The sequence below is a fragment of the Streptomyces sp. NPDC051976 genome (genome assembly GCF_040680795.1).
Lineage (GTDB): Bacteria > Actinomycetota > Actinomycetes > Streptomycetales > Streptomycetaceae > Actinacidiphila.
In genome coordinates this window covers 88220-96749 of the sequence record NZ_JBFAXL010000036.1, presented here as the reverse complement: position 1 = coordinate 96749, position 8530 = coordinate 88220, and the positions used below count along the sequence as shown (strand labels likewise).

The 8530-nt window shown below is 72.5% G+C and carries 6 protein-coding genes; all 6 read right to left on the bottom strand.

Annotated features, from left to right (window positions below; translation table 11 throughout):
• Positions 1 to 130: 130 nt before the first annotated feature.
• Positions 131 to 1894, bottom strand: a complete 1764-nt coding sequence (locus AB0M29_RS29725; RefSeq protein ID WP_365388132.1) for a putative Ig domain-containing protein — start codon at positions 1892 to 1894, stop codon at positions 131 to 133.
• Between the two features lie 213 nt (positions 1895 to 2107).
• Positions 2108 to 2911, bottom strand: a complete 804-nt coding sequence (locus AB0M29_RS29720; RefSeq protein WP_365388129.1) for a class I SAM-dependent methyltransferase — start codon at positions 2909 to 2911, stop codon at positions 2108 to 2110.
• A gap of 87 nt (positions 2912 to 2998) precedes the next feature.
• Positions 2999 to 4747 (bottom strand): beta-galactosidase, encoded by a 1749-nt coding sequence (locus tag AB0M29_RS29715; protein ID WP_365388127.1) that lies wholly within the window; start codon positions 4745 to 4747, stop codon positions 2999 to 3001.
• 133 nt (positions 4748 to 4880) lie between these two features.
• A complete protein-coding gene (locus AB0M29_RS29710; RefSeq protein ID WP_365388148.1) occupies positions 4881 to 5870 on the bottom strand; it encodes a LacI family DNA-binding transcriptional regulator in 990 nt (329 codons plus the stop codon).
• 210 nt (positions 5871 to 6080) lie between these two features.
• Positions 6081 to 7427, bottom strand: a complete 1347-nt coding sequence (locus AB0M29_RS29705; protein WP_365388125.1) for a sugar ABC transporter substrate-binding protein — start codon at positions 7425 to 7427, stop codon at positions 6081 to 6083.
• Positions 7428 to 7585: 158 nt separating this feature from the next.
• Positions 7586 to 8479, bottom strand: coding sequence for a carbohydrate ABC transporter permease (locus AB0M29_RS29700; RefSeq protein ID WP_365388145.1), 894 nt, complete (start codon positions 8477 to 8479; stop codon positions 7586 to 7588).
• Positions 8480 to 8530: the final 51 nt, after the last annotated feature.

Genomic DNA, 8530 nt, shown 5'->3' with positions numbered 1-8530 from the left:
GTGGGGGCCTGCGGCGCGCTGTTGGGCGGGGCGGTTAGACTTTCCTGCGGGGCGGGGGGGGGGGGGGGGCGGGGCGGGGGGGGGGGGGGGGCCCCCCGCCCGCGGGGAGCCGCTCCGGGGTGGGGAGGGATCAGAAGCCGCGGAAGACGGTCCAGGTGAAGGTGGTCGACCCGCTGGAGCCGTCCGTGTCGGTCGCCGTCACCTTGACGCCGTAGGTGCCGACGGTGGTGGGTGTGCCGGTGATGGTGCCGGTGGAGCTGATGTGCAGGCCCGCGGGCAGGCCGGTGGCGGTGAAGGTGAGCTGCTCGCCGTTGCTGTCGGTGGCTCTGACGGTCACCGGGGTGGACGGGAAGCCGGTGAAGCCGAACTGGTTGCCCGGGTTGCTGACCGTCACCGTGCCGGTGCCGCCGCCGCTGGTGATCGTCCAGGTGAAGGACGTGCCGCCGGTCGCCCCGGTGCTGTCCTTCGCCGTAAGCGTGACCTTCGACGTGCCCGCGGCGGTGGGGCTGCCGGAGACGGTGCCGGTGGCGGCGTCGAGGGTCAGCCCGGCGGGCAGTCCGGACGCCGACCACGTGTAGGGCGCGGAGCCGCCGCTCGCCGAGTTCTTCAGCGTCACGGCCTTGCCGACGAGGCCGCTCTGGTCACCGGGGTTGGCGACGGACACGCCGTTCGGCGGCGGGTTGCCGCCGGGGGTGAAGGCGCTGACGCCCTCCGGGGTGCCGAGGCCGGTCGGGCCGTCCCAGCCGGTGCCCGCCGAGCACCCCGGGGCGCCGCAGCCGCCGTTGTTCCCGGTGGTCACGTCGTTGAGAGCGCCGGTGTGCGCGTACGGGTAGGAGGCGGGGTCGTCGCTCTTGCCGGGGGTCCCGGCCAGCGCGTACATCGCGGTGATCAGCGGGGTGGCGAGACTGGTGCCGCCGTACTTCTGCCACCCGCTCGCCGAGTAGGTGTCGTAGATGGCCAGGCCGGTCTGCGGGTCGGCCACCGCGGACACGTCGGAGTTGGCCTTCCTGGCGCAGCCGGTGTGGACGTTCTTCTGCCAGGCCGGCTGGGTCCCGTAGGCGGAGCAGCCGGAACCGGCGCCGCTCCAGGCCGACTCGGTCCAGCCGCGCCCGCCGGAGGAGCGGCTCAGCGAGGTGCCGCCGACGGCCAGGGTGTACGAGGAGGAGGCCGGGTACTGGGTGCCGCCGTTGTAGCCGTTGTCGCCGGTGGCGAAGGCGAACAGGACGCCGGGGACGTTCCAGTGGCTGTCGGACTGGGTCTGACTGGAGTCCTCCGGTGAGCTCCAGGAGTTCGAGACGAAGGCCGCGCCGAGCTTCACGGCCTCGTCGTCGGCCGCGTACAGATTCGGGTCGTTGTTGTCGTCGGACTCCACCAGCAGGATGTGGCAGGCGGGGCAGGCCGCCGAGACCGCGTCGAGGTCGAGGGTGATCTCCTCGCCCCACCCGGAGTCGCCCTTGGGGTACGAGGTGCCGCCGCGCTGGTCGACCTTCCTGAAGCAGCCGTTGGCGGTGGTGCAGTCCGGCAGGCCGTACTGCTTGCGGTAGGTGGCGAGGTCGCTCTCCGCGTTGGGGTCGTCGTAGGCGTCGACGATGGCGACGGTCGCGCCGCTGCCGCCCTGGGGCAGGTTGTACGCCGCCTGGATGTCCGCGGGGCCGTAGCCGGACGGTGCCGCGGCCAGCAGGCCCTTGCCGCCCTGTGCGTCGTCGGCGCCCACGGCCAGGCAGTGGGCGGTGCCCGCGGCGGTGTCCGCGCAGGCCCGGTGGGGGGCGGCGGCCGGGGCGGAACGGCCGGAGGGCTGGGCGGCGTAGGCGGCCCCGGGCAGCAGGGCGAGCCCCACGGACAGGGTGGCGGCGAACGCCGCCGCACCTGCCAGGGCGGGTCGCCTCGGTATCAACTCGCGCTTCATCATGTCCCTTCGGGCAGTGGGGGGTCAGCGCACCGAACGGCTCCGGCGGTCCTGCCACCGGAGCCGCCGCACAACCGGCGGCGCTGGGCGCTCCGCACCGTAGGGGCTGCGGCACGGCCCGAGGCAGGGACCTAAGGGACAATGTCGTGAACAGGACGCAGGCGGCCGGGAGTTCGGGAGTCGGCCCGCGAGGGACGCGCCCTAGGAACCGTCCGGCCGATCCGGGCCGGACAGCTCCTCGCCGTCGTCGCAGCGGCGGGCGAGGTGGACGGTGATGTCGGCGGTCAGCTCCACCCGCTCAGGGAGCACCCGCAGGATCCGCCGGAACACCTGCTCCCGCTGCTTCGCGGGCAGCACCAGATACGCCGAGACGGTCGAGAGGTGGTCGACGTACTCGCGCCCGCTCATCGTCAGGGTGCGGTCGATCACGGACTGCCGGACGTCGGTGAACCACGCGGACCGCCGCAGTTCCCTGCCCGGCCACTGCAGGGGGTGGCCGGGCGGCGTCCCGTCGGGGGACGGCACGTCGTCGCTCGCCAGGAACGGGGCGCGCGCCGCGTGCACCGCCTCCGCCACGGCCGGGTCGGCCAGATGCACGGGCCCGCCGAAACACGCGAACACCCCGCCCGGCTCCAGCAGCGCGGCCACCCGCGGCCACCGGCCCTCCGGCTCCGTCCAGTGCAGCGCCGCCGCCGCGTAGACCAGGCCGTACGTCTCCCCCGGCCGCAGGTCCTCGAACGCGGCCCGTACCGCCGTGACGCTCGGCGGCACATGCTTGCGCAGCTCGGTCAGCATGGCCTGGTCAGGGTCGGTGGCGGTGACCGCGACCCCCCACTGCGCCAGCACGCGGGTGGCCTTGCCGGTACCGGCGCCGATCTCCAGCGCGGTGCGGATCTGCCGGTCGGCGTACGCCATCACCAGGTCGAACAGCTGCGCCGGATACCCGGGCCGGTACCGCTCGTAGGCTTCCGCGATGGTTCCGAAGCTCAGTGCGCGTCCAGGCATGCCGAGCATCCTGGCACGATCCGCGCCGCGGGCGCCCGGTCATTTCCCGCGGCCGGGCGCCCGTCACCTGGGCGGCCGCCGGTGGGTCTACTCCTCCAGGGGGCCGAGGTCGGGTTCGTCGCGCAGGGCGACCGTGGTGCGGGCGGTGGCGTGGAGTTCGAGCACGGTGATCTCGTTGGCTCCGGCGCGCAGGACGGGGGCCGGGACGTAGAGCGTGCGCTGCGGGCCGCGGGACCAGTAGCGGCCGAGGTGGAAGCCGTTGACCCAGGCGTTGCCCTTGGTCCAGCCGCCGAGGTCGAGGTAGGTGTCGGCGGGGGTCTCGACGTCGAACAGCCCCCGGTGGAAGGCCGGGCCCGTGGTGTGGGCGGTGGGGGGGGTGAAGTCCAGGGCGTCCAGCGAGGTGAGGCGCAGGGGGCGGCTGGTCCACTCGTGCGGTGCGCGGCCGTTCACCAGGACGTCGCCGAGGAGGCCCTTGCGGTCGTGGATGCCCTGGCCGTAGTTGACCCTGCCCTGGTTCTCCACGAGCACCTCCAGGCGTGCCCCGGCCCGGGGCGCGGTGAAGGTGAGCGCCTTGTGGTGGCTCTCGCGTTCCAGCACGCCGACCGCGGCGCCGTCGACGAACACCTGGGCGCGGTCGCGTACTTGGTCGACGTACAGATGGGTGGTGCCCGCGTCGGGCAGCCGGGTCCCGTACAGCACGAAGCCGAAGTCCTGGCCGAGTTCCTCCATGGTCAGGGGGCGCGGGCCGCTGACCGCCTCGCCGAGCAGTGCGGCGCCGGCCAGCAGCGGGGCGACGCGGTCCAGGGCGATGCCCAGGGCACTGAGCTTCTTCGAGGGCGCGGGCACGGGCTCGTCGGGGACGGGCGCGTGGCGGGCGATGACCTCGCGGAAGGCGTGGTATTTGGCGGTGGGGGCGCCCGCCTCGTCGAGCGGGGCGTCGTAGTCGTAGGAGGTGACGGTGGGGCGGTAGGTGTGCTTGTCGTTGGCGCCGTTGGTGAAGCCGAAGTTGGTGCCGCCGTGGAACATGTAGAGGCTGACGCTGGCGCCGGCCGCCAGGACGGCGTCGAGTTCCGCCGCCGCGTCCGCGGCGTCACGGATGACGTGCAGGCCGCCCCACCGGTCGAACCAGCCGTTCCAGAACTCGGTGACCATCAGCGGCCCTTCGGGCCTGCGGGCGCGCAGCGCGGCGAGACCGGCGGCGGCGCGGCTGCCGAAGTTGGTCGTCGCGAGTACGCCCGGCAGGCTGCCGCGGGCGAGGTCGTCGGGCTGGTCGCAGGTGAACAGCGGTACGTCGACGCCGAGTTCGCCCAGCCGGTCGGCCAGGTGGCGCAGATGGCCGGTGTCGTCGCCGTAGGCGCCGTACTCGTTCTCGACCTGGACGGCCAGCACCGGGCCGCCGTTGGTCGCCAGATACGGCAGGACCACGGGCAGCAGCGCCTCGAAGTAGCCGTCGACGGCGGCGAGATAGCGGGGGTCGTTGGCGCGCAGCCGGATGCCGGGCTCGGCCAGCAGCCAGGAGGGCAGCCCGCCGCCCTCCCACTCGGCGCAGATGTACGGTCCCGGGCGCAGCAGCACGTGCAGCCCTTCGGCGGCGGCGAGTTCGAGGAAGCGCGGCAGGTCCAGGCCGTCGCCGAGCAGGAAGCGGCCGGGCTCGGGCTGGTGCAGGTTCCACGGCACATAGGTGTCGATGGTGTTCAGGCCCATCAGCCGGGCCTTGCGCAGCCGGTCGGCCCACTGCCCGGGATGGACGCGGAAGTAGTGCAGGCCCCCGGCGATGATGCGGAACGGCTCTCCGTCCAGCCGGAAACCGTCGGGGTCGATCCGCAACTGGGGCATGGGGCCTGGCTCCTTCAGAGTCATGTTTGCGCAACCATTCGAGTGTGTGCCACGGCGTTTCCGCGTGTCAAGGCACGTCCGCGGGGTGGAACCCCCGGAACGCGGGGGCCGGTCGCCAGGGGCTTGTCGGGCCCTAGCCGCGTGCGCCCGGCGGCGCGGTGCTGCTCCGTACCATCAGCCGGGTCGGCACCAGGGTGACCCCGCGCTCCTCCTCGGTACGGATCTGCCGCAGGAGCTGCTCCACGCAGCGCCGCCCCACCTCGGAGAAGTCCTGGTGAACGGTGGTCAGCGGGGTCAGGTACCAGGCGGCTTCCGGGATGTCGTCGAAGCCGACGACACTGACGTCCTCGGGCACCCGGCGGCCCGCCTCGTGCAGGGCGCGCAGCACACCCAGCGCCATCTGGTCGTTGGCGACGAACACGGCCGTGCAGTCCGGCTCCTGGGCGAGCCGGAGCCCGGCCCGGTAGCCGGACTCGGCGGTCCAGTCGCCGCGCAGCGGTTCCGGGACCATGCGGTGGCGCGCCCGCAACTGGTGCTCCCACGCCTCCACCCGGCGTTCCGCGGAGTACGAGTCCGCGGGGCCCGCCAGGTGCCAGACGGTGTCGTGCCCGAGGTCCAGCAGGTGCTGCACCGCGGCGCGCGCCCCGCCGACCTGGTCGGTGTCCACCACGCAGTAGCGGTCCCCCGCGTTGGAGTCCACGACCACCACGTGCGAGTGCGGCGGCAGGGTGACCGTCGAGGCGTCCAGGAGGTGCGCCTCCATCAGGATCACGACCCCGTCGACGGCGAGTTCCCCCATCCGGGTGAAGGCGCCGCGCACGCTGTCCTGGGTGGGCAGGGCCACCGGGAGCAGCGTGATGGCGTATCCCTCGTGGGCGGCCGAGGTGGCGATGGCCTCCAGTGTGCGGGTGTTCCCGGTGGTCGAGAGGTTGAACAGGATGACGCCCAGCGTGCGGAACTCCCCGCGCTTGAGGGCCCGGGCGGCGCTGTTGGGCCGGTAGCCCAGCTCCTTCATCGCGGCCAGGACCTGCCCCCGGGTGGACTCCACCACGCCGGGCGAGCCGTTGGAGACCCGGGAGACCGTCTGGGCCGAGACCCCGGCCAGCCGTGCCACGTCCGCCATCGACGCGCTCCGCCGCCGCCTGCCCGCGGACGTCTCCGCCGGCGCCCCCGCGTCCTCGGCCCGCCCGGCCGTTTCGCTGTCCGCCACTGCCTGCTCGCATCTCGCCTTGTCGCACGGGCCGACGCGCGGCCCCTTTCCGAGTCCGGGGATCACCCCTCCGGGAGCCGCCCGGTCGGCCGACCCGCGGGCCGGCCGACCGGGACACCCCGGCTACTGCAGGGTGAAGCCCTGCTGCTTGCCGTAGCTGACGGACTTGTCCTGCCACGCGGTCAGGGCGGAGGTCAGCGGCGTGCCCGAGGAGTATGCCTTGCCGACGGCGTCGTTGAAGACCGAGTTGGCGTAGACCTGGTAGGGCAGGTACGACCAGCCGGGCAGGACGTTCTTGGCCGACTCGGCGAAGATCTTGTTCGCCTGCTGGCCGCCGAAGTACGGGAACGGCTCGTTCTGGAAGGCCGCCGAGTCCAGGTCCGCGGTGGTGGCGGGGAAGGCGCCGTTCTTGATCCGGGTCTGCACCCCGGCACCGTGCGTCGCGTACTGCACGAAGGCGTAGGCCAGGTCCTTCTTGCCGCCCGCCTTCATCACGGCCAGCGAGCTGCCGCCGTTCTCGGCGCTGGCGTTCTGCCCGGCCTGCCACTGCGGCAGCGGCGCCGCCCGCCAGTCACCGGAGGCGGAGGCGACACCGGAGGTGAAGTTGGCGGGCATCCAGGCGCCGGTGGCCAGGGTGGCGATGGTGCCGTCGGCCAGGCCCTTGTACCACTGGTCGCTCCAGCCGCTGACCGGCGACAGCAAGTGCTCGTTGATCAGCTGCTGCCAGACCTTGGTGTACGTGGCCGTGCCCGCGTCGGTCCCGAAGTTCACCGACACCTTGGTGCCGTCGACCTTGTACGGCTTGCCGCCGGCCTGCCAGATCAGGCTGGTGGTCATGCCCGCGTCGCCGGTGTCGCTGGTGATGTACGCCTTGGGGTCGGCCTTGTGGAGCTTGCGGGCGTCGTCCAGGTACTGGTCCCAGGTGGTGGGCACCGGCAGCTTGTACTTGTCGAAGACCTTCTTGTTGTAGAACAGGGCCATCGGGCCCGAGTCCATCGGCAGCGCGTACACACCGCCGTCGACGTTCACCGAGCTCCACGGGCCCGTCGAGTAGGACTTCGCCAGGCTCTTGGCGCCGTACGCGCCGAGGTCGGTGACGGACTTGCCGAGGGCGAACTGGCTGAGCGCGTAGTACTCGATCTGGGCCACGTCGGGCACGCCCTTGCCCGCCTGCACGGCGTTCTGCAGCGCGGTGTACTGGTCGTTGCCGGTACCGGCGTTGACCAGCTTCACGTGCACCTTGGGGTACTTGGCCTGGAAGTCGGCGACGACCTGCTTCAAGGTGGGCTCCCAGGCCCACACCGTGATGTCCCCGCCCTTGTCGAGGGCGGACTGCACGTCGGAGGCCGAGGTCTTGCCCCCGCCGTCGGAGCCGGAACCGCTGGAGGAACCGCACGCCACCAGGCCGAGCGAGGCGGCGCACAGCGTGGCCAGCACCCCCGCGGCGCGGGAGAGGGTCGTGTGTCTCATGTCGTGTCACTTTCGTCCGGGCGTGAGGAACGCGGAGGGCGCGGTTGAGGGTTGGGGGTCGCGGGTTGGGGTGCGTGCGCCGTCGGCACATGGGCGGCCGAGGACGCCGGGTCGTGATGAGGTGGTGCGGGGCGGGCGCCGCGACCCGGCGCCCGGGGTCACTCCTTGACGCTTCCGGCCGCCAGACCGGACTGCCAGTAGCGCTGGAGCAGCAGGAAGGCCGCGATCAAGGGGACGATCGTCAGCAGCGACCCAGTGATCACGAGGTGGAAGACCGGCTGTCCGCCGGCCGTCGCGGCCTGGGCGTTCCAGGAGTTGAGGCCGATGGTGAGCGGGTACCAGTCCGGGTTCTTGATCATGATCAGCGGCAGGAAGTAGTTGTTCCAGGTCGCGACCACGGTGAAGAGCAGCACGGTGACGATGCCCGGGGCCAGGAGCGGCAGCGCGATCCGGAAGAAGGTGCGCAGCTCCCCCGAGCCGTCCATCCGGGCCGCCTCCAGCAGTTCGTCGGGGACCGCCTCGGAGGCGTACACCCACATCAGGTAGAGGCCGAAGGGCGAGATCAGCGAGGGCACGATGACCGCCCAGGGGGTGTCGGTCAGGCCGAGCTTGCTGAACATCAGGAAGGTGGGCACCGCGAGGGCCGCGCCGGGGACCGCGACCGCGCCGATGACGACCGCGAACACCCCCCGCTTGCCGGGGAACGCGAACTTCGCCAGCCCGTATCCGCCCAGGACCGCGAGGAAGGTGGCGCCGCCCGCGCCCAGCACCACGTACAGCAGGGTGTTGAGCAGCCAGCGCAGGAAGATGTGGTCGTCGTAGCTGACGGTCTGCCGGATGTTGTCCCACAGCGCGAAGTGGCCGCTGAACCACAGGCCGAAGGAGTTCAGTAGCTTCGGCTGGGTCTTGGTGGCGTTGATGAACAGCCAGGCCAGCGGGATGAGCGTGTAGACCACGACCAGCGAGGTGAGCACGGTGAGCAGCACGCTGCGCCGGGGCCGGTCGGTGGAGTGCGCCCGGCGGGCGGTCCGCCGCTGTGGCGTGGCACGCAGCGGGATCCGGCGCTCGGGACGTCGTACGGTGCTGGTGTCGGCGGCCACGGC